This window comes from Haloferax sp. KTX1 (assembly GCF_902410085.1).
In the GTDB taxonomy this organism is placed as follows: Archaea; Halobacteriota; Halobacteria; order Halobacteriales; family Haloferacaceae; genus Haloferax; species Haloferax massiliensis.
The window spans coordinates 1-437 of record NZ_CABPRH010000216.1; the positions used below are offsets into that span (position 1 = coordinate 1).

At 56.8% G+C, this 437-nt stretch carries 1 protein-coding gene; it reads right to left on the reverse strand.

Annotated elements, in window-relative coordinates; genetic code table 11:
* On the reverse strand, window positions 1-437 hold a 437-nt coding region (locus FY251_RS21520), incomplete at both ends, for an SNF2-related protein (protein WP_255516792.1).

Sequence of the window (437 nt, forward strand, 5' to 3'; positions counted from 1 at the left end):
CACCCTTCACATAGTCCGAGACCGCTTGGTAGAGTTCTCTCTCCGCCGGCGACGGGTCGAACGTTCGCGTATCGACAGTCCGGTCGGTGAAGTCGATGTCCGTTTCGGCCCGTCTGTTCCGAATCATCACCTTGTGCAACCGCTCGTGTAGCTCGTCCCGGTTGACGAGCGTCTCCTGACTACTATCGATGAAGTACTGGTGGAAGACGTCTCGCGTTCCGAAGAGGCCAGGGCGGAATAATGAGACGACATTGTAGAGGTCGGTGAGTTCGTTTTGAATCGGCGTCGCCGTCAGGAAGAACGCGTAGTTGTAGGTAAGTCGATCGATGAGATCGTAGCGGTCCGTATCCTCATTCTTGACATAGTGAGCCTCGTCAAGGACAAGCACGTCCCAATCCCGCTTGAGGACCGTCGAGCGATGCCGGTCGCTCTTGGCG